The organism is Nostoc paludosum FACHB-159 (assembly GCF_014698835.1).
GTDB lineage: Bacteria > Cyanobacteriota > Cyanobacteriia > Cyanobacteriales > Nostocaceae > Nostoc > Nostoc paludosum.
The window spans coordinates 25,825-46,398 of sequence record NZ_JACJTU010000005.1 but is presented as its reverse complement, the minus strand read 5'-3'; the positions used below and the strand labels follow the sequence as shown (position 1 = coordinate 46,398).

Below are 20,574 nucleotides of genomic sequence, written 5' to 3'. Positions count from 1 at the left end.
TTGCAAATGACCAATGACAATCTTGACAAAAAATACTGCATTACCTTGTACTGAATTTTAGCCTGATTTGGTACTAGTTTTTTACAAAGTTCCAATCACAAGCAGTAGGAGAAGAATTACTGCAACTTCCCCTCTGTATCCTCTAAAAACAGGATTCGAGTATTCAATATGACTTTTGAAATATTTTCTATGCTGATGGTAACTGAATATTTTTGACAAATAAGCTTTGTAAGCGATGCATTTGAGCTACAACCAGGATCTCGCTAAATAGTTGTTGTGGGCTAAGCTTTGTGTAGTAGCGACTTCTAGCCACCCAATACTTTTAAAACTTCATACTCTGCTGATTCCACAATTGGATAGAATTTTCCCAATGCTTGCACGAACTTTGCTTCAATAGCTTCTAACTCTTGTTGGGGTATAGCATCCAAGTGTTCAAAACTTTCCCAACGAATAATAAAGATAACTTCTGAGGCGTCGTTGGGGTTGAGCCAAACTTCTTTACCAAGAAATCCAAGATACTCAGCTAGCGCTGTTGTCCAAATTTCTGCATCTTTGTGGATAAAATTTTCCTGTAAATCAGGAGCAACTTTAAACTTGAGGAGTTCTATTACCACGTCCTTTGATGCCTGTGTTCGCGAATTTGCCAGAATAGAGCTGTAGGCTAGAGTAACTACGCTTTTAGCATAGCTCGATCGCGTACACTCAGGAGCTAGGGTCGGCTGTTTGAAATAAATTGAAGAGGATACGGAGTATGGACAGCAACAACTGGTTGCAACAGCTAATGATGATGGGTATTGGCACAACGTCTATAGTTGCAGAAAAATTGCGGCAAGTAAGTGATGATTTGGTCAAGGATGGTAAGCTCAATCCCGAACAAGCCAAGGCAGTTATAGATGATATTGCCCAGCAGTTAAAGTCGGAGCAAGGAAACTGGGACGCCCAGATGCAACGGCAAATGCGAAATATGATGCAGGATTTGGGGGTGGCTCGGCAGTCGGAAGTGGACGAACTTCGGGGTAGAATTGACCGTTTGGAGCGTCAAGTACGCGATTTAGAAAATAAGCTTTGGCGCTAGGTTGCCCTTTCTGATTTAAACTAAATGTGTTCTGTTGGTAATGTTTTGACCAGGCTACCTAAGTAGGGAGAACTGAATTTTGAAAGCAATTTTCCTGAGTGTGGCGTTCATAGCGGTGTTTGTTGTGCTTTTGGTTGCGGGGCAAGTAGGCAGTAAACAGAATACTGCCATTGCTGACCAATTAACCTCAACACCGCCAGCGCCCACAATTTTAACTGAAAACAATATCTTAATTGCGAGTCACAGTATGTCTGATGCCGATGCCGTAACTAACCCCTCGTCTAATAACAATGTCATAACCACCCCCTCTGGATTAAAATACGTTGAGTTAAAAGAGGGGACTGGGGCGACTCCCGAACGTGGGCAAACGGTAGAGGTTCACTATACTGGCACTTTAGAAGATGGTACTAAGTTTGATAGTTCGCGCGATCGCGGTCAACCTTTCAAATTCAAAATCGGTGTCGGACAAGTAATCAAAGGTTGGGACGAAGGACTTAGCACTATGAAAGTAGGCGGTCGTCGTCAGCTAATCATTCCCTCAGAGTTAGGTTATGGCTCTCGTGGTGCTGGTGGCGTAATCCCACCCAACGCTACTCTGTTGTTTGATGTGGAATTGTTAGGAGTTAAGTAAAAATTGGGCATGGGGCATAGGGCATGGGGGATGAGGGAGACAAGGAGAATAACTCCTAACTCCTCACTCAGCAATTCCAATGCCCAATGCCCAGTTCAAATTTTAAGATTTTGAAACTTGGTAAATTGTGGATTGAATAAAAGTTTTACAGTACCTGTAGGCCCGTTGCGGTGTTTAGCTATTATCACTTCTGCAATGCCGCGATCGGGAGTATCTGGAGAATAATATTCATCGCGGTATAACATAATTACTAAATCCGCGTCCTGTTCAATACTTCCACTTTCGCGTAAATCTGACAACATTGGGCGTTTATTAGTACGTGATTCCACACCCCGACTCAACTGAGATAAAGCAATAACTGGTACAGATAATTCACGCGCTAAACCTTTGAGTTGACGCGTAATTTTTGACAATTCTTGTACGCGATTATCACCTGCTCCTTCCATTAATTGTAAGTAATCTATTACAACTAATCCTAATTCAGTCCCCTGTTCTGCTTGCAGTCGCCTTGCTTGACTACGAATTTGTGTAACTGTAATATTCGGCGTATCGTCAATATAAATTGGTATCTCTGAAAGGATACCAATTGCACGGCTTAAAGGTTCCCATTGTGTTTGGCTAAGGCGTCCACTCCTCAGATAACCACTTTCAATTTGTGCCTCGCTAGCTAATAAACGTTGTGTCAACTGTTCTTTAGACATTTCCAAACTAAAAACAGCAACTGGTAACTTATAAGAAGCGGCGATATTATGAGCAAGGTTGAGGCAAAAGGCCGTTTTTCCCATTGCAGGCCTAGCAGCAACAATAATCAAATCAGAACGTTGAAAGCCACTGGTAAGGGCATCTAAATCATAAAATCCGCAGGGAATTCCAGGTAAGGCGATGCCTTGATTTCTATCTTCAATATCCTGGAAATTATTAATTAGAGTATCAGCAATATGAACTAAACCTGATTGGGGACGCTCTTGAGTAACACTAAAAACTTTCTGTTCTGCTTGGTCTAAAACTATTGGTAAATCTGTTTCTGTTTCGTAACCGAGATGCACAATTTCATTGCCAGCTTTAATTAATTGTCGCCGCAGGTATTTTTCCATCACTAACCCTGCTAAGGCGTCAATATTTACAGCGGAAACTGTGCGGTCTACCAAAGTTGCTAATTTATTTCTGCCACCAATTCGTGCTAGTAAATCATGGTCAGTTAGCCAACTTGTAACTGACAGCAAATCTGTAGGTTTGCCTTGTGCATGGAGCCTGACTGCTGCTTGATAAATATCTTTGTGAGCGCTAATATAAAAAGCCTCAGCAACGAGGCGATCGCTCACTCGACTAATTGCTTCTGGATCTAGCAAAATACCACCCAAAATCGCTTCTTCCGCCTCAATATTTTGGGGTGGTAAGCGCTCGCTACCTATCCCTTGAAAACTCAGTTCTTCAGCCATAAAACGATTTTAGTTTGAGATGAAAGCTAGTTGGGAGTGGGGCGTTGGGCATGGGGCAAGCAGGAGGTGTAGGAAGTGTGGGAGGATAGGGAAGAATCATTTCTCCCCACACTCCCCACACTTCCCTCTCTCCCCACGCTTCCCCCTCTCTGCTCTGCCCCTCTGCCCCCTGTCTAACCTAGCTAGCCACGACTTGAATATCAATTTGCGCTGTTACTTCCGAAAACAGCTTGATTTCAGCTTGATAAGTACCAAGGTGATTAATATCGGGAATGGTAATGCCGCGACGATCTACTTCTTGACCGGTGGCTGCTTTAATTGCATCTGCAACATCTTGGGCAGTAATTGTACCGAAAATAGCTTCGTTTTCACCAACTTGCTTGGGAATTGTTAAGCTACCAACTTTTTCTATAGCTGCTTTTTGTTCATCAGCTTGTTGCTTGAGTTCTAATTGCCGTTGACGTTCTTGTTCGCGACGGCGTTCTACTTGCTTGAGAATACCAGGAGTGGCATGGATAGCCAATTTCTGAGGAATCAGATAATTACGAGCGTAGCCAGGAGCTACTTCCACTAAGTCGCCAGATTTTCCAAGCTTACTGATATCCTGATTTAAAACTAACTGCACGCGTTTCGCCATCGTTTTTCGTTTTTCCTGTAAGATATGATTAATTTGGGTTTCGCCGTGCTGTATTAAGAGCGGCTTTGCCAATACCCTAAAGCTTACAGATCCTAGCGAAACGCAGGGGGCGATCGCAACTATTCGCGCTAGAAAGTTGAAGTGCTTGGGGCATGGGGACTGGGGAGATTGGAAGACGCGGGGACGCGGGGACGTGGAGAATAACCAATGCCCAATGCCCAATGCCCAATTCCCAATACTTCGGCTTCTCTACGAGACGCTACGCGTAGCTTGCTTCCCCGTAGGGGTACGTTCAGTACAAGTGCCCAATGCCCAATTCCCAATGCCCAATAACTAAAAGTTATTTCTCATTTCCCGGATACGTGCAAAGGTTTGGACTGCATCGTTCCTGTTAACAGCTAATTGTAATGATGGGTTATCCCAACGTAAAAAGGGATTGGTGCGCTTCTCGACTCCCAGGAGTGAGGGTATGGTGGCTTCTCCTCGATTCCGATGAACCTGGACTTGCTCGAAGTACTTTTGTAAGTCGGTGTTGTCACCATCCAGACTTAAAGCAAATTTCAGATTTTTTAAGGTATATTCGTGGGCGCACCACACGCGTGTATTATCGGGTAATGAGCGAATTTTGGTTAAAGAATCTACCATTTGTGTTGGCGTTCCTTCAAACAAGCGACCGCAACCTCCAGAAAATAAGGTATCGCCACAAAATAATTCGCCTGTCTCACCAGATTTTTCCGGGGGAAAGTAGTAAACGATGTGAGCGCGGGTATGTCCGGGAACGAAGATAACCTCAGCTATGCGGTCTGCAAACTGCACGCGATCGCCTTCTTGCAAAAACACCTGCTGTCCGGGGATTCTACCACGATCTTCGGCACCCCCATAAACTATTAGCTGCGGGAATTGTTCTATTAACAGCTTGTTACCACCGACGTGATCGTTATGGTGGTGTGTATTGAAAATTGCTACCAACTCAGCTTTTAGTTCTGCCAGTTTCTTTAATACTGGTTGAGCCTCCGCTGGATCGACAACAGCGGCGATGTTTTGTTGGCGATCGTGCAACAAAAATATATAGTTGTCTGAGAGTGCTTCCAGACGGATTACCTGCATTACCTCTGTCTCCCTTACAACATAAATGTTTAGTATTGAGTAGCAATCCTACATTTTACTCAGTAATAATGCTACCTCCACAAGCTAGATCGAGTATTTATACTTGATTCATTCTAGCTCCACTGCAATTTTAACTATGATAATATATAACCGTGCTTTTACGGTAATTATACTTAAATAAAGCTAACTTCAGATGAATTTATCAGTAAAATTCCTCTGGGAAAATCTACAAATACAAAGCTAGATTTAATTGATTATTTTTGGTCGTTAAAATTAATAAATTCTCAAGTTTATATTTTCCCAATCTGTATTCTGTTGTATTTACCTATAACCAAACTTAGAGTAAATTTTCCTGACATAGTATCCCAAGAGTGAATAACAAGTAATAATCATTATTTATTGAAATTATGCCAACAGAAACTAGAGGATTTATTACAATTTTAACTGGGCTTTACCCTTTTCAAGATTGTATTCATTTCTTAGCTGCGGTTAGAAAGTTTCATCAGGAACCAATAATTATTTTAATTGACCGAGTTCCACCAGTTCTCTATCCGTTGCTCAAGGCTTTCAAAAATGTAATTTTAAAGCCAGTTCCTACGAATGAAAATACTGTTTTAGCATCAAGACAAGCAAAGCTGGCTCTCTATGATGCATCCGAATTTGATAGAACTATTTATCTAGACTCAGATATTTGTTTGCTTTCCGATATCAACGACGTATTTGAGTATATGGATGAATATGATTTTTTGTTAACTGAAGATGTGCAACCTTCCATTGCTAAAGCCACAAATTTATTGCGTGGAAAACAAGAAGAACTTTTGCCCCATGTCTTGCCAATTCTGCAATCTGTAGGCTTACCCTTGCAAGCAGATAGTGTGCAATACAATGGTGGGTTTATAGCTTTTCGGAAAGCAGAAATCAACAAGGTATTTTTTGATAAATTTCAATATTATTTTGAAATTGTCAAAAATAACCAAGATAAATTGCTTTTAAAAGATCAAGGGGCTTTTGCTTCGGCGATCGCATCTGTCCGCCCTCACATGAAAATACTACCGCCTACCTATAATTATCTCAGTAAATGGCAGGATGCTTATAATGTTGAGGATGAAATTAAAGTCCTTCATTGTACCTATCCTTATCGACCCCAGTACGCTAAAAATATTACCCGTTCCTTATACACAAGGATTTTTGATAGATTGGCTAAAGTATTTTTACCTAATCAAGTTACAAATCCTTGGCGCACTAAATAAAAAGGAGTCAGAATACAGAATTCTGACTACTAAGTTCTGAATTCTTCTTTATAAAAATTATTAGAAAAATAGTGAAAAAATTTTCAAAGATATCCCTGTTGGTTTCAGACTTATCAAGTGCAGCTATTTTACGTGCATACTTGATAGCAACAGCCCTAATAAATTTAGGATATGAAGTTGAAATTATGGGGTTTTTATTTGGAAATAATTTATATCGAAATTTACCTCCAGATTTAAAAGTTTACAATTTTCCAGGTAAAAATTTTCCAGATTTTTTTGGACAACTCCACGAATTTTTGCCCAAAATTAATGGAGATATAATTTATGCTATCAAACCACAAGTAGCGAGTTTTGGAGTTGCCATAATCAAGAAAATATTCAGCAAAAAACCCTTAATTCTAGATATAGATGATTGGGAGATGAGTTGGCACGGTGGCGATAATTGGCATTATCATCCTGAACCCAAACAATTACTGAGAGACTTATTAAAACCAGACGGTGCACTGAGAAATCCTCATCATCCTTTGTATGTGAAATGGATGGAAGGTTTGATAAATCAAGCTGATGCTGTGACAGTGCATACTAAATTTTTGCAGCAGCGATTTGGCGGTGCATTTGTTCCCAATGGGAAAGATACTTCTTTATTCGATCCGGCTCAATATGATGCTGAATCAAGTAGAAGCCGTTATGGTTTATCTGAATATCGAATTTTAATGTTTCCTGGTGCGCCAAGACCTTATAAAGGGTTAGAAGATATTCTCACAGCCCTTGATAAAATTAATCAGCCAGACTTGAGATTGGTGATTGTAGGTGGTAGTCCTTATGATGATTACGATCGCCAACTTCAACAACAATGGGGACGTTGGATTATCAAATTACCAAAATATCCAGCTGATGTTATGCCTGATTTAGTAGCAGCTGCTCATATTGTAGTTGTTCCCCAACGAGATACTCCAGAAACTCGCGCTCAATTTCCTTTGAAGTTGACAGATGGAATGGCAATGGCTAAACCTGTATTATCAACCCGTGTTGGAGATATTCCAGAAATTGTAGCTGATACTGGTTATTTAGTTGAGCCTGCTTGTCCCGAACAACTTGCTGAAAAAATTCAATTTATTTTTAACAATTTAGAATCAGCAAACCAGCAAGGTATTAAGGCAAGACAAAGATGTGTGGAACACTATAGCATAGAAGCGATGGCTTCTACACTCAAAACAGTAATTGCCCAGTTGTGAATCATATTAATTAAAATACCCCATGTCTACCAGAAAACTACTACTAAGATTCGCAAAACCCTATCCAGGTTTGATTCTGCTGACAATATTGTTAGGATTTTCTGGAGCTTTATTTAATGGTATTAGCACAGCTTTAATTGTGCCGGTGGTTTTAAAAATTGTCGGACAAGAAGTAGATTTAACTAGTGCGCCTCCCATCCTCAGCAAGATGATATCTCCCTTTGATAATGCTCCAGAAAATTATCGGATAGGGATAATGGCTGGGGCAATTATATTCACAATTATTTTAAAAAATTTAGCTACTTATGCTAGTGCTTTGGCATCGAGTTCTCTCACTCGTAAGCTGACAGCCGATATGCGAGAAGCAGGATTAAAACTATTACTAGAAATTGATATAGATTATTATGCCAAAACTAAGGTTGGTGATTTAATTAACCGCCTGGGTGGAGAAATTGGACGTGCTGCCAGTGCTGTAGGTAGTACAGTCAAAATAGTGATTTTGGGAATCACTATTTTAGTTTTTGTTGGTTTATTGCTGTCAATTTCTTGGCAATTGACTATTGCAGCTACGCTGTTGTTGTCATTAGTGACGTTAGTTAATCAGTATACTATTTCCCGTTCTAAAATTTTCGGGAAAATGCTCAGTGAAATGTCAAAAGCATATTCAATTTCTGTGCTGGAGACATTGAACGGAATTCGGTTAGTTAAAGCCACAGGAAATGAAGAAAAAGAATTTCAACGGATAAAAAAATTAATCCGCGATCGCGAAAAAGCAGATTTCCAATCTCAGGTTAATTCCGAAGCAATCACACCCATAGGTGAAGTGATGGGGATTACAGCTTTGCTGATGATTGTAATTTTGAGTAAAACTTTTTTTGCTAATGAAGTTTCTTCGCTTTCTACCGTACTTTTGACATATTTATTAGTGTTGCTGCGAGTTTTGCCATTACTTTCTCAGTTAAATACTATTCGCAGTAACTTTGCTAGTACCGCCGCTAGCGTGGATGTAGCAAATGAATTTTTAAGTTTGGATGATAAGCCATTCATGGGCAACGGTAAGCTTACCTACACAAAATTACAAGAGGGAGTATCTTTTAATTCTTTGTGCTTTGCTTACCCCGGTCATGAAAAGTTAGTTCTCAAAGATGTAAATTTATATTTACCGCGTGGCACGACTTTAGCATTGGTAGGCGGTTCTGGTGCTGGAAAATCGACGATCGCAGATCTTTTGCCAAGATTTTACGATCCCATCGCTGGTGCTATTACTATTGACGGCATCGATTTACGGCAATTTGATGTGGTATCCCTGCGTAGGCGGATGGGAATTGTCAGTCAAGATACGTTTCTTTTTAATGATTCCGTAAAGAATAACATCGCTTATGGATGTCCTGAGGCTAGTGATGATGAAATTATTACAGCCACCAAGCGAGCGAATGCTTATGAATTTATTAGCAAATTGCCCCAGGGATTTGACACCTTAATTGGCGATCGCGGCGTGATGTTATCTGGCGGACAAAGGCAAAGATTAGCCATCGCCCGTGCATTAGTCCAAAATCCCGAAATTTTGATTTTAGATGAAGCCACCAGCGCTTTAGACACGGTTTCCGAACGTTTAGTCCAAGCAGCACTCGATGAACTCAGCCGCGATCGTACCACATTAGTAATTGCTCACCGCCTTTCCACAGTCCAAAAAGCCGATCAAATTGCCGTATTAGATCAAGGACGAGTAGTAGAAGTGGGAACCCATGAACAACTTTTACAAAAAGGTGGTTATTACTCACGCCTCTATTCAATGCAATTTGCCGAACGTCCTGAAACTGTGACCAAACAAAATCAAAGCTTGCTCCGCATCTCTCACGAAATTCGGACACAATTAAACTCGATGATTGGATTTTTGCGTTTATTACTTGATGATTTAGTAGATGATGCCCAAGAACGGCAAGAATTAATTGAAGACTCTTACAAATCCGCTTGGAGAATTCTCAATACAATTGATATTTTTGATGATGTTATTAACTCGCAAATCAGGGGACAAATTCTTTCAATTTCTGACCAAAATCAGAATGTTATCAGTAGCCATTATCAAAATTTTAATCAAATTTCGGCTGAATTTCGGACTTCTCTAAATCTTATTCTTAGCTCTCTCCGCTCTCTATCTGATAATTTGATTTACAGCCTCGAAGAACAAATTCAATTTCTTTCTGAAACTTATGAATCTGCCATATATCTAATCAACAACTTAGAAAAATTTGAGGATAGTATTAACGCCTAAAATTATGAAAAACACTAATAACAAAAAACATTATATTTACTTCATTGGTGATGAATTGCCCCAGCCAGAGGCTCATTTAGTGCAATCTACAAACGCTGCTAATGCTGCTGCTAACTTGGGTTACTCCACAGTTCTGGTATACTTCGACAAAAAAATAAATTCCAAAAACCTAATTAATCTGGCGCGTCCTTTTCAACCTAAAAAAACACCAACAGAACTTATTAAGTATTACAACCTCCATGACAAATTAAAAGTTGCGCCCTTACCGATGCCTTGGCCAATTGACCATTTTCCCAGCAAATTCACAGATTCTAACACCATTGCCTGCAAATATTATTTACCGTTTCATATACTTCCAACTACCAAACTTGTCCACAGCCGCAACTGGAATTTTGTCAAAGCTGCCATTAAAAATGGCGTTCCCGCCATTTACGAACATCACCATCACGAAGAAAAACCATTTGACCCAGAAATAGTCAACAATCCGCTGTTACAAATTGCCGTCACAGTTGTCGAAACTATCCGCGAAACCATGATTAAAAATGGTATGCCACCAGAAAAAGTGATTAGGCTGCATAACGGTTTTAATCGCTTGTTTATGGAAAGACAACCAGAAAAAGCAGCAGAATGGCGTCAAAAACTTTTGCAAGATGAAAGTCAAAAATTGGTAGTTTATGCAGGAGCTATACAGCAATTTAAAGGTATTGATGTGCTAATTGATGTAGCTCAAGAAATGCCAAATGTGCAATTTGTCTGTGCAGGTGGTAAGCCAACAGAAGTAGAACATTATCAGCAATTAATTCAAGAAAAACAGATTCACAACGTTAAATTTTTGGGCTATATCTTGCACAATGAATTAGCATCTTTGCTACAAGCATCTGATGTTTTAGCTCATCCCCATTGTTCAGGAAAAGCCGCAACTTTCACATCTCCGTTAAAATTGTTTGACTACTTCGCCTCTGGAACTCCCATCGTGGCCACAGAAATTCCATCATTAACTGAGTTTCAAAATACCCAAGCTATAGCTGCTTGGTGTGAACCAGATAACCCCAACAAATTCGCCGAAAGTTTGAAGCGAGTCTTAGAAACTCATCCGCGAAAAATAGAAGGATATCCAGATAGCATCGAATTTGTCAAGCAATTTTCTTGGGAAAAGAGAGCGGAGAAAATTCTGAGTTACGTCGATAAATCTCTACTTCCTTCAATTATTGAATAAAGGCATTCAGGTAAAAACAATGGTGTTACTGAATATAAAAATTTCACACAAACAAACGAAAATCTATAAAATCATTCAGAATTTATGCAACCACCAAATATAGAGACGTATCAACCGCCAAATGTAGAGACGTAGCAATGCTACGTCTCTACAAGGATGTCGATAATACAGAATTAATTTCTGAATATGTATAAATGACAAATGGCAAATAACTAAAATGACCATGAAAACAGTAGGAATGATTAGCAGCTATCGAGGGTTAGAAACTAGAGCCGATTGGCTTTGGCAACAAACCCCGCATGAATTTGGAACTTGGGGCAACATACAAATGCAGCCAAGAGCAGCAAAACCTGATTTTCTGCTAATGTATCAATTTGATTTTCCCCAACCAGCACCGCAACAATCTTGGTTAGATAGCTTACGCAAACGCCAGCAAAAATCAGTTTTCGATGTTGATTCTCTACTGCGTGGTGTTCCCAAAGAACGGATTATTTATTTACTAAGAGAACCGCCTTTAGATGAAGTTGTAGAAATAACTAAACGGAATTATCAAGAAGCCGAAAAATATTGTGGCTACATTTCTGGCCCTGATGATTTTGCCCCTACTCCCGATTATATGCCCGCTATTTGGTATCACTCAAATACATTTCAAGATTTAAATGAAATGCCACCTCCCCAAAAAGTTGCGCCATGTAGTTGGATTACTTCGGGAATTAACCGCACAGCCAACCATCGCCAACGTTTAGACTTTTTGCAATCCCTACAATCTAGTGGGATTAAGTTTGATTTGTATGGGCGCAATTTACCAGAATGGTCGAAAAAGTCGGGAGAATTAGGTAATAAATGGTATGGCATGGCGCCATATTATTACAATTTAGCAATTGAAAACTATGCTGATAATAATTGGTATGTAAGTGAAAAACTTTGGGATAGTTTGCTTGCTTGGTGTTTGCCAATTTATTTTGGCGGCCCGGCTGCTGATAAATTATTGCCACCGGGTAGTTTTTTAAGATTGCCTAGTTTAGATGAAAAAGGCATTGCTTACATCCAAGAAGTGACAGCAACACCTGATTTTTGGTATCAGGCTAAAGATGCGATCGCTGAAGCACGTCAAATCATCTTACACAAACTAAATCTACTTAACTGGTTGTCAGATTTTGTTGTTCAACACTCATAAATTATGAATGGTATTTGTACCCTAGCCAATGATTATGTTTTCGACCAACTGGTAGCTTTACTCAACAGTATTGATGTAATTTTGGGTAAAGAAACTCCAGTTTGTATATATCCTTTTGACGATCGCACACAGCGAATTGCCGAGGAAATAGCTAATCGTCCCAATGTATTTATCTACGATAACCAAGAATCAATCGATCGCTGGGATCAATTTATGCTTTCAGCAGCACCAGAACGATTGAATCGCAGTAAATTCCGTCTTTATGGCGCTCATCGTCGTTTTTGTGCCTTTGATGGCCCTTTCGATAAATTTATTTATTTAGATGCAGACACCTTGGTGATGGATTCACTTGATTCGGTGTTTGAAAAGCTAGATACTCATGATTTTGTGGTCTATGATTTCCAATTCAAAGACGTTAGTAAAATCTATAATGTTAAGTCTCCCAAATTGCTAGAAGTTTTTGAACAAAAGCGTATTGATTCAGAAATATTTTGTTCGGGATTTTATGGTTCAAAACGGGGAATATTTGATTCAGAACAAAGGAATTGGCTGATATCTAATTTACAAAACGGGGAAGCAGAAATTTTATATGAAGGTGCTGGCGAACAGCCACTGATTAATTACATGGTAATGAGGTCTAAACTTTCTACTTATAACTTTGCTCGCGAATTACCAGATAATCTAAAAACCGGATGTTCTGCAACATCAAAACACTTTGAAGAACGCGAACATATTTTATATGACAAAGGCAATCGGCTAACTTACATTCATTATATTGGTATTCCTCCTAATCTCACCCAAGCGGTCTGTGCTGGAGAAAATATTGACTTTGCCTATCGAGATTTATTTCTCCATTATCGTTATTTACACCAACCGGAAAAGCGTCCAGTATTTACAACTCCTCCGAAGAATTATAATGACGCTCCTACACCAAATTTATTCACAAGAGCTTTGCGAAAACTTAAGTTAATCAAGCAAGGATAATTTATGAGCAGGGGAATTTATATTGTTGCTAACGACCGGGTAATCGATAATGCGATCGCCTTACTCAATAGTATCCGTTACTACGACCCAGAAGTAACAGTTTATCTCATACCTTTTAATGAAAATTATCACAAGGTAGCAGAGCAACTTGCTACCTTACACAATGTACAAATTTTCCCAGATTTAGATTTAATTGATAAATTTACTCAACGCATCGGCGAAATTTTTGATCGCGATTTTCTCGCCTTACCAAATAAAATGCGTAAATTGGTGGCCTGGTTTGGCCCTTTAGATGAGTTTATTTATATTGATACTGATATTGTCGTTTTTGAAAAAATTGCTGACAATTTAGACAAACTTGCAGAAGTCGATTTTTTCTGTTGTGATTATCATCACGCCAATGACAAGCTACGAAATATTTTTTCGCCATTGGTAAAAGAACAGCAAATCTTTTCAGATACCCAACTAGAAGATGTTTTCAATAGCGGTTTTTGGGCTTCTAAAAAAGGAACAATCACCGAAGAACAAATGGATGAAACTTTGCGCGAATGTGCAGCCCATCGGGAATATTTTGATTTTTCCGAAGGAGTGACAGACCAACCAATTTTAAATTATTTAGTTCTCAAGCTGATTGCCAAACGTGGAAATCTCGTCAAAATTCCTGGAGGTGGGGCTGGTAGTTGGGCAGGTTCGCGAAATTTCCAACAGCAAGATTACGCGCTATATGACCGGGGACAACGACTAAAATATCTGCATTGGGCTGGGACACGGATTAAAGCTGGTAGTCCTTATTGGGAATTGTGGGAACACTATCGCTATCTTCACGAAGGTAAATTTGCCTTTATTCCAAAATTAACTCGCCGTTTATTTCCCTTTGTCGCTACTCGCACTTAATATTAGGAGTACCCCAATGATTGATGGTATTTATACATTAGCAAATGATGTAGTATACGACCAACTAGTAGCTTTGCTCAATAGTATAGAAGCGAATGCAGGTAGAAAAATTCCTGTTTGTGTAATTCCATATAATGAGCGGCTAGACAAAGTAAAGGCAGAAATAGCAACTAGAGATAATGTCACTTTATTTGAAGATTATGCTTCAATAGCTCGCTGGGAAGAAATTGGTACTCGTATCTGGAAAGCTCATCCCAGAGCATTAAAACTCTGGAGAGAATATGGCTTAGCTGAGAATTTTCGTATAGAAAGACATAGAAAACTTTGTTGTCTAGATGGGCCATTTAACAAGTTTATCTTCTTTGATGGAGATACCTTGTTGATGAAACCATTAGATGATGTTTATGAAAAGTTAGATCGATATGATTGGATTACGAATGATTTTCAATATAAATCAGAGTTGAAGTATATTTTTGATTGGACAGAAGATAAACTCCAACAAATTTTTCACCAAGAAAATATTAGCGATCGCATTTTTTGTTCTGGTTGGTTTGCTTCTAAAAAGAAGATTTTTGATGACGCTACTTTAGCAAATCTATTAGAAAGTTTAGAAGCTGGTGAAGCTGATGCTCTCGCATGGGCAGATTCCGATCAAACAGTTCTTAATTATTTAGTTTTAAAAAGTGGAATTTCTTACTACAACTACGCCAATTATGAAGGCGCTACGGGTTGTCATTGGGCTTCTAAATTTAATGTTGTAGATAATATTCTTTACGCCCAAGAAACACCCATAACATATCTCCACTATATGAGTGTATCTTCGTCAGATTTTACGCGACTTTGTGCAGGTGAAGATGTTGATATTCCTTACCGCGATGTTTTCTTACACTATCGCTATTTAAAATCACCTGAAAAACGCCCTCAAACCTTTACTCGCCCCAGCCAATTAACGCTTCTGCAAAAATCTACCACCAGTTTTATTCAGCAAAAAATCAACAATTTTAAGTTAAATTATCGCAATTTCAAAGATAGAATTACTAAGTAAGAGTGACTGGGGATTAGGGATTGGGTATTAGGTAATGGGAGTGCGGGAAGAGTGGAAAGCTTTTTTGTAATCTTCCCACACTCGCCCATCCCCACTTTTATCTATAATAAAAATCAAAATTGCTCAAAGGTGAATGGTTTTCAATATCTTTAGCTAATAGGAAAGCATGAGAGCGATATCTCTCACCCAAGGCTAATACCAATTCTGTATGAAGATGCGCCGAATTATATAACGAACCACAAAGGACGCAAAGTACACAAAGAAACAGCTAAAGAAATTTAGCGCAGCCTCATAAAGAAACGGTATAAGGTACAAAAACAGAAATCTTTATCTTCTTGAGTCATAGTTTATGAAAATATTTGCTAAACAGATAATTTTTCCACAAAACTTTTATGCTCTGGTGTAGATAATCCCTGCTGCAAAACGGCTAAAACTTTAACTAAATCTAGTGATAATAATGCTGATTTATCTAACCATAAACCTGGAAAAACTTGGGAGCAAAATATCTCATCTGTATTTGGTTCAAGTTGGATATACTCACCTTCTTGTAACTTAAACCAATCAAATTGACGGTCATAAACTCGCCATACTAAATATTCTTGAACTTCATTGCGACGATAAACTTTTAGTTTTTGATGTAAATCATAGGAAGCACTAGAAGCCGCAATTTCTACTATTAATTCTGGCGCTCCTTCGACATAATCATCTTTGCTAATTGTCGATCGCCCTCCTTGTTGTATTCTCAATATTGCATCTGGCTGTGGTTCATTATCAGCATCGAGCCGCACAGTTGTGTTATCGAGTGTTTCTAACCCTGGTGTAGCGGCTTCGTAAGTGCCTAACCAAGTCATAATGTGACTGTGGGGTTTGCCGTGTTTATTCGCTCGTACAGGAGATGCCATATAAACAATTCCTTCAATCAATTCCGCCTTTTTGACGTTAGGCATTGCTTCATAGCGTCGCTCAAATTCAGCACGAGTCAGCTTGTCACCATTTTCTAAAGGCGGAATTGTTGACACTTGGGCACTTGTGTCAGTAAATGTCATAATTTTCTAGGATGATGGCTAATTACTGACATGGTAATACAAATGAATTTGTATTTCAGCCTTCTAAATCATCCCTAAGTATCTAAATCTAAAGATTGCATTCCTTTAGTTTGGGCAAAGGTGAGCATACTTCCCAACTGCAACCATACTAATAAACAAGTCAGCAGACTAATTGGTAAACCAACTCCTAAAGCTAGCAAAGAGGGAAAACCAAATATTTCTAAGCCTGAAGACATAAATAAACAAACACCAGCAGTTATGCCGAGAAATGGCACAAATAATTGTTTTAATGAGGAACTTGGCTTAGCATTTTCTGTGCGGTCGCTTGGCCATTTCTGCACAATTACTTTCAAAGTTCCAGATAATGCGATCCCAGATGTTAAGGCTGTGAGAAAGCCTACAAGTAACAGAAAATAAGGTGGTTGCAAGGGGAAATAGTACATGGAAACTCCTGGTTATAAAAATAAGAATTCAGAATGGGCTACGCCCCGCTAGGCTAACAGAATTCAGGAATCAGAATCAATTAATGAGGGGACTCAAACTCAGTTATTCTGTTACGGATAATTAAGCTACATCCGCGAGTGATAATATAGAGTTCATTCTGAATTCTGAATTCTGACTCCTGAATTCTGAACTGACTGGTTTCCAACAAAAGACCCAAGGAATGTAGCTTTTGGTAAAATCGCAGCTGCACCTTCTCTGGATAATTCTGTTAAGATACCGATCGCTACATTGAATAAACGATTCGGTTTTAAGTCGTCTTTAACCAGGTTCCACAGGCGTTGGACTTCTTCGGTGTGCAGGCGGTCATCTTCGGTGAGAGCAAGCACCAACTGTCGCCGCAAAAATTTGCCTTCTTCCGAGATTAAATATTGAAATCCCATTTGGGCTGTGGGTACGACATCAAAATTACCATCAGTACGAGCGATTTCAATTAAATTTTCTAACCGCTGCCACTGGAATTTACCATCTTTAAATAGCACGTTCAATAGTCGTCGCCGTAATGCTGGCGATTCTCCCGTCAACAATCGCCGTGCTATGTATGGATAGCCAACCTCAACGATTTTAAAATTCGGGTTGAGGCTCAAGGCAATACCTTCTTGAGTCACCAGAGAACGAATAATCAAAGCGAACTTCGCCGGAACTCGGAAAGGATATTCATACATCAGTTCCGAAAATTCATCGGTGATGGTTTTGAAGTTAAAATCGCTGACGTTTTTACCGATGGCGTTTCCCAACACCGCTTCTAATGCAGGTACGATTGGGCAAATATTTGTGTCTGGAGTCAAAAACCCCAATTTTACAAAGTCTTCGGCTAAATCGATGTAGTCTTTATTCACCAAATGCACTAGTGCATCTACTAGGGTTTCTTTGGTGGTTTCTTCTAACTGATCCATCATCCCAAAGTCTATGTAAGCCATGCGACCATCGGGCATAGCAAACAAGTTACCTGGATGGGGGTCTGCATGAAAGAAGCCGTGTTCTAACAACTGCTGCAAACCTGAGGTAACGCCGATTTGAATAATGGCTTCTGGGTCTAAACCTGCTTCCCGGATGCGCTGGGTATCTGTTAGCTTGAAGCCGTTAATCCATTCCAGGGTTATAACGTGGGTATTGGTGTAACGCCAGAAAATGCTGGGAACTTTTACTTGCGGATCGTTGTGGAAGTTGCTGGCAAATTTTTCGGCGTTGCGACCTTCATTAATATAGTCAATTTCTTCAAATAACTTGGTGCCAAACTCGTCCACAATTAAAGTCAGGTCGTGACCGAGATTTAGAGGTAACCAAGGAGCCAGCCAACCCGCGGCCCAGCGCATCAAATATAAGTCGCGTGTGAGAACCGGACGTAAGTTGGGGCGTTGCACTTTGACTGCGACTTCTTCCCCAGTAATCAAACGACCGCGATATACTTGACCTAAGCTAGCCGCAGCTACAGGCGCTGCTGAGAGTTCGCTAAAACTTTCGTGAATCGGACGGTTTAGTTCGGTTTCGATAATTTGGTAAGCGATCGCATTATCGAATGGTGGTAACTGGTCTTGCAACTTCACCAGTTCTTCTAAAAAATCTTTGCGTATCAGGTCTGGTCTAGTGGAAAGCGCTTGACCAACTTTAATAAATGTCGGCCCCAGACTTGTGAGCAGTTTTCGCAGCCCAATAGCTCGTTTTAGCTTGTTCTGCTCAACTTGATCTCGCCATTCATCCAACTTTATACTTAGTATAAATCCTGCAAAAGACCAGAGAATTCTCAGCAATCGCCCCCAAGCTAGCCAGGGACGGTAACGGTAGTAGCGAGCGATCGCTTCTGGATTGTAGCCTTTTAGCTGAGCAGGTTGATACTGACCCACGGCTTTATTTGCCTCTTCAACTGTTGAAATTTACACTTTTGTTGGCTTCTTTCCTGACCTGCAACTTAGCTGCATGTACAGGATAGGGATAGTCTTTTATCTAAAACAATCAGAACTTCATCCTTTTCGGATACTGTTCGAGGCAAATTTAGCCTATGTTACTGCTTAGATTTGTTTATCTTTTTCTTAATTATACTTTATAAAACTACAACTACTTATCCATCTCTCAGACGATTTTATCTTTTCTTAACTATTGTTTATAAAAATATAAATACTTACCTATATATACAAATTCGAGAGCGATCCCAAGACTTAGTAACTATATTTACTATCAGGTACAGATGGCGACAGTACTATTTATTACAGTTAAGGTTTACGCAAAAACTCTCTGAAATTCTTATTTCTTTGTGCCATTTGCGTCCTTTGCAGTAGCCTCTGTCTTGCCGCTTTGCGTCTAGGTTTTTTCATGATTTTGCAAAAGTCCTGAGAGTCTCAGCTTCTGTCATTTCAAAACTCAGACACCTTCAGCCAAGCTTTTAGCTTTCCCAGAATACTTTTACGATGATGGTTTTCTAAAACACTCATCCACAGTGAAGTTGATAAAACAACGCCACAAATTACTGCGGTACTTAAAATTACAGCCAATTCTGAAGTTATTCCTAACAGAAACAGGCTTTTCTTCCCTAACCAAGACAGGCCCAAACAGCATACCAGGACAGTAGCCCATAAACCAACTACCTGACGTAAATAAACACCAAAGTTGAAATACAAACGCACCATTGGTCTATAGACTCCATACCAATTGTTTGTTAGTATCTGTGCGAACATTGTTGCCATTGCTACCCCAAGTAACCCCAACGGTTTAATCAAAACCCATGTAAATATTAAGTTCAGAACACCTGAAGTTAAAGACCAAGGAGCGTACTTTTCATCCTCTGTGGCTCGCGAACTTGTGATTAAAATTACATGTTGTGTTTCTAGAGTTACGATAATACAAAAAATTAACAAGACATCAAGGCCAACAAAGTTACCCTTACCCAACCACAATTTGATAAAATCTCCACCTGCCACAATCAAAAATGCAACTCCCGCAGCCACAATAGACAATCCTATACGTGCATTCCGTAAAGTCATTCGGTGAATATCTGCTAAATTTCCAGCTTGCCATGCTTGACTAATAAAAACTGCCGAAGAACCTGCAAAAGCAGTAGCAGCTTGAGAAATATTGGATATCAAATTATAGGTAGCTTGATAACTGGGAATATATTGAGACCCCTTAAATAGAGCAATAAAATAAGTATCAGTGCGTAAAATTAGAAACGCTCCTAAATCAGTTAACCACCAATATAAGGAAGGCTTAAATAGTGCTTTAGCATATTGAATATTCCAATTGCCCTGAAAAAGCAATAAATTTGGAAAACGCCAGCGAATAATTGTGAGAAATATCAACCGCTGCATTAAACCAGCAACTACAGAAATTGTTGCCAATGCTAATAATCCACCTCCCAACATGACTGCAATCATGTTGCTAAATATAATTAAAAAATAGGTTAAAACCGCAATTAGACCATCCCAACCTACATATCCCATACCTGCAAGTAAGCAGTCAAAGTAAGATAACCAAACTGCGATCGCGTAACCAGCACACATCAAAGTCCAAGCCCAAAGTACTTGTTCTTGAGAAATTTCATGTAACTCAATTTTACTGATTAAACCGTAACCCAAAATCCACGCTATAAAGAAAACAGCTACTGCTAACCATTGTAAAATTAACCGACCTGTAACTACTAAATCTCCAATATGTTGCTGAGTCTCATCTGTTAATTCTACTTCTGGATCGAAGCCGCTTTTTCCCTTTGCCAAAGCTATATGCCGCGTCAAAGTTGGCGTAATTCCTAAAGACAACAACCATAAAAAAGATTGGCTATTACCTAGTAAATACCATACTCCTAATTCCTCTTTTCCCATAAATCGAAAAAGAGTCGGAGTCAAAACTAAGCCTGAGCAAATTATCGATACCCGACTTAGCCAAGAAACACTCACTGCAAAAGCAATTCGTCGAGAAATTGACATAATAATTTGTGAATGGGGAAAGTATTTATTGCTTCTTTATTTGTAGAATTTGCGTCTGGATTGGTTAGTTAAAATACTCATAAATAAAGAAATATCCAATTAACTTTTGTGGGGTGGGCGTCTCGCTCGCCCTGTAGACTTGGCAGAC

Annotated in this window: 19 protein-coding genes; 11 read left to right on the top strand and 8 right to left on the bottom strand. The window is 39.4% G+C overall.

The window, feature by feature from the left end:
• Nucleotides 1-305: 305 nt before the first annotated feature.
• Entirely contained in the window at nt 306-614 is a 309-nt protein-coding gene (locus H6H03_RS06780; protein ID WP_190954387.1) for a TIGR03792 family protein, read from the bottom strand.
• 137 nt (nt 615-751) lie between these two features.
• On the opposite strand from H6H03_RS06780, the gene H6H03_RS06775 reads away from it, so the two are divergent.
• Together H6H03_RS06775 and H6H03_RS06770 are read left to right on the top strand one after the other, a co-directional pair.
• On the top strand, nt 752-1,075 hold the full coding sequence (locus H6H03_RS06775) for a phasin family protein (RefSeq protein WP_190954386.1): 324 nt from the start codon (nt 752-754) through the stop codon (nt 1,073-1,075).
• Between the two features lie 79 nt (nt 1,076-1,154).
• A complete protein-coding gene (locus H6H03_RS06770; RefSeq protein ID WP_190954385.1) occupies nt 1,155-1,706 on the top strand; it encodes an FKBP-type peptidyl-prolyl cis-trans isomerase in 552 nt (183 codons plus the stop codon).
• A gap of 95 nt (nt 1,707-1,801) precedes the next feature.
• Here H6H03_RS06770 and dnaB read toward each other — a convergent pair whose 3' ends face one another.
• Together dnaB and rplI are read right to left on the bottom strand one after the other, a co-directional pair.
• A complete protein-coding gene (dnaB, locus tag H6H03_RS06765) occupies nt 1,802-3,145 on the bottom strand; it encodes a replicative DNA helicase (protein WP_190954384.1) in 1,344 nt (447 codons plus the stop codon).
• A gap of 178 nt (nt 3,146-3,323) precedes the next feature.
• Entirely contained in the window at nt 3,324-3,782 is a 459-nt protein-coding gene (gene rplI / locus H6H03_RS06760) for a 50S ribosomal protein L9 (protein ID WP_190954552.1), read from the bottom strand.
• A 207-nt stretch (nt 3,783-3,989) separates the two neighbouring features.
• On the opposite strand from rplI, the gene H6H03_RS41175 reads away from it, so the two are divergent.
• Complete coding sequence (locus tag H6H03_RS41175; RefSeq protein ID WP_277926139.1) at nt 3,990-4,115, top strand: hypothetical protein; 126 nt, start codon at nt 3,990-3,992, stop codon at nt 4,113-4,115.
• On the opposite strand, the gene gloB is transcribed toward H6H03_RS41175, so the two are convergent.
• Nucleotides 4,116-4,889 carry a hydroxyacylglutathione hydrolase gene (gene gloB, locus H6H03_RS06755; protein WP_190954383.1) on the bottom strand — a complete coding sequence of 258 codons (774 nt, stop codon included), beginning with the start codon at nt 4,887-4,889 and terminating at the stop codon, nt 4,116-4,118.
• A 407-nt stretch (nt 4,890-5,296) separates the two neighbouring features.
• Between gloB and H6H03_RS06750 the strand changes: the two genes are divergently transcribed.
• The 8 genes from H6H03_RS06750 to H6H03_RS06715 all read left to right on the top strand — a co-directional run bounded on the left by H6H03_RS06750 (nt 5,297) and on the right by H6H03_RS06715 (nt 14,962).
• Nucleotides 5,297-6,139, top strand: coding sequence for a hypothetical protein (locus H6H03_RS06750; protein ID WP_190954382.1), 843 nt, complete (start codon nt 5,297-5,299; stop codon nt 6,137-6,139).
• A gap of 71 nt (nt 6,140-6,210) precedes the next feature.
• Nucleotides 6,211-7,374: a glycosyltransferase family 4 protein gene (locus H6H03_RS06745; protein WP_190954381.1), complete on the top strand. Its 1,164-nt coding sequence runs from the start codon at nt 6,211-6,213 to the stop codon at nt 7,372-7,374.
• 22 nt (nt 7,375-7,396) lie between these two features.
• On the top strand, nt 7,397-9,646 hold the full coding sequence (locus H6H03_RS06740) for an ABC transporter ATP-binding protein (RefSeq protein ID WP_190954380.1): 2,250 nt from the start codon (nt 7,397-7,399) through the stop codon (nt 9,644-9,646).
• A 4-nt stretch (nt 9,647-9,650) separates the two neighbouring features.
• On the top strand, nt 9,651-10,862 hold the full coding sequence (locus H6H03_RS06735) for a glycosyltransferase (RefSeq protein WP_190954379.1): 1,212 nt from the start codon (nt 9,651-9,653) through the stop codon (nt 10,860-10,862).
• A gap of 217 nt (nt 10,863-11,079) precedes the next feature.
• A complete protein-coding gene (locus tag H6H03_RS06730; protein WP_190954378.1) occupies nt 11,080-12,039 on the top strand; it encodes a glycosyltransferase family 10 domain-containing protein in 960 nt (319 codons plus the stop codon).
• Between the two features lie 3 nt (nt 12,040-12,042).
• A complete protein-coding gene (locus tag H6H03_RS06725) occupies nt 12,043-13,023 on the top strand; it encodes an Npun_R2821/Npun_R2822 family protein (protein ID WP_190954377.1) in 981 nt (326 codons plus the stop codon).
• A gap of 3 nt (nt 13,024-13,026) precedes the next feature.
• A complete protein-coding gene (locus tag H6H03_RS06720) occupies nt 13,027-13,917 on the top strand; it encodes an Npun_R2821/Npun_R2822 family protein (RefSeq protein ID WP_190954376.1) in 891 nt (296 codons plus the stop codon).
• Nucleotides 13,918-13,933: 16 nt separating this feature from the next.
• Nucleotides 13,934-14,962 (top strand): Npun_R2821/Npun_R2822 family protein, encoded by a 1,029-nt coding sequence (locus H6H03_RS06715; protein WP_190954375.1) that lies wholly within the window; start codon nt 13,934-13,936, stop codon nt 14,960-14,962.
• A gap of 362 nt (nt 14,963-15,324) precedes the next feature.
• Here the strand turns inward: H6H03_RS06715 and H6H03_RS06710 are convergent, their stop codons facing one another.
• The 4 genes from H6H03_RS06710 to H6H03_RS06695 all read right to left on the bottom strand — a co-directional run bounded on the left by H6H03_RS06710 (nt 15,325) and on the right by H6H03_RS06695 (nt 20,426).
• Nucleotides 15,325-16,008, bottom strand: a complete 684-nt coding sequence (locus tag H6H03_RS06710) for a Uma2 family endonuclease (RefSeq protein WP_190954374.1) — start codon at nt 16,006-16,008, stop codon at nt 15,325-15,327.
• Nucleotides 16,009-16,082: 74 nt separating this feature from the next.
• Nucleotides 16,083-16,451 carry a hypothetical protein gene (locus H6H03_RS06705; RefSeq protein WP_190954373.1) on the bottom strand — a complete coding sequence of 123 codons (369 nt, stop codon included), beginning with the start codon at nt 16,449-16,451 and terminating at the stop codon, nt 16,083-16,085.
• 153 nt (nt 16,452-16,604) lie between these two features.
• Complete coding sequence (locus tag H6H03_RS06700) at nt 16,605-18,353, bottom strand: ABC1 kinase family protein (RefSeq protein ID WP_190954372.1); 1,749 nt, start codon at nt 18,351-18,353, stop codon at nt 16,605-16,607.
• Between the two features lie 507 nt (nt 18,354-18,860).
• Nucleotides 18,861-20,426 (bottom strand): lipopolysaccharide biosynthesis protein, encoded by a 1,566-nt coding sequence (locus H6H03_RS06695; protein ID WP_190954371.1) that lies wholly within the window; start codon nt 20,424-20,426, stop codon nt 18,861-18,863.
• Nucleotides 20,427-20,574: the final 148 nt, after the last annotated feature.